The 1,299-nt window shown below is 43.2% G+C and carries 1 protein-coding gene; it reads right to left on the bottom strand.

Annotated features, from left to right (window positions below; translation table 11 throughout):
• Positions 1 to 1,299, bottom strand: a 1,299-nt coding sequence (locus AB5935_RS26540) for a glycoside hydrolase family 2 protein (protein WP_368327932.1), incomplete at both ends; no start/stop codon positions are given.

Below are 1,299 nucleotides of genomic sequence, written 5' to 3'. Positions count from 1 at the left end.
ATCCATGTGCGGTTTCAGCCATTCGGGATTGTTACCCAGTGAACCGCCTTTCCGGAGATCATAATACATTCCGTGGCTTTCCACGTTGGCTTCATCATATACATAAAGTCCGTATTCATCACAAAGCTCATAGAAACGGCGGTCTTGCGGATAGTGGCAAAGGCGTACACTGTTTAAGTTATGTTGTTTCATCAGTTCGAGGTCACGGCGCATTAAATCCTCTGTAACATAATGACCTGTTGACGGATTATGTTCGTGGATATTTACCCCTTTCAGTTTCAGAGGCTGACCGTTGATGAATAAGCAGACATACGGTTTTCCGTTAGCAGCCTTCTGTTCGATAGGCTTGATCTCAATCCGGCGGAATCCTACATTGAAAGGAATGATTTCATTGATTTTGCCATTCTCTTTTACTGTCATCAACAGTTTGTATAGATTCGGATGTTCGGAGGTCCATGTGCTGACATCTGTCAGATTCTTATCGAAAGAAAGTGTACGTACTTCGTTCGATGGAATATAGGCTGTCTTCTCTTCAGTAGCTACAACTTTTCCTTGTGCATCTAATAGTTCATAAACTAATGTAAGATTAGTTGCAGCCTTTTCGTGATTTCTCAAATCGACATTTAAACCGAAGATTCCATTTTTGTAACTGTCGTCCAGCGTAGACTTAATTCGGAAATCTTTGAGAGCTGCTTTAGGCTGTGAATACAGAAAAACATCGCGTTCAATACCACTCATACGCCAGAAGTCTTGACATTCAAGATAGGAACCGGTGCTCCAACGGAAGATTTTAACTGTAAGTATGTTCTTTCCCGGCTTCACGTAATTGTTGATAAGAAATTCTGCCGGATTCTTGGAGTCTTCGCTATATCCTACTTCTTGTCCGTTGATATATACATATACGCCGGACTTAGCTCCTGCCAAATGCAAGTAGATATCCCGCCCGTCCCAGTCTGCCGGAATATCGATGTCCCGGCGATAAACTCCTACCGGATTGGCTTCGGGAAGAGTAGGAGGTTGTGGATTGCGCGGTTTGAATTCATAACCATGATTGGTGTAGATGGCTATTCCGTGTCCTTGTACTTCCCAGTTGCCGGGCACCTGAATATCATCCCACGAATCTGTATTGGTGTTCGGATCGGTAATGTTTTCGGGAAGTTTTTTATAAGAGTCTACAAAGTAGAATTTCCAGGTTCCGTTCAGCAAGCGGTAATACTTGCTTCGTTCGAACTTGCCACTCAAGGCATCAGCGCGATTGTTGTATGTCATAAAAGAAGTACGTGGATACTCTTTGTTGAC

It is taken from the genome of Phocaeicola sp. RTP21198st1_B8_RTP21198_201120 (genome assembly GCF_040929485.1).
Lineage (GTDB): Bacteria > Bacteroidota > Bacteroidia > Bacteroidales > Bacteroidaceae > Phocaeicola > Phocaeicola dorei.
The sequence above is the reverse complement of the archived record's forward strand: the minus strand, read 5'-3'. Positions and strand labels throughout refer to the sequence as shown.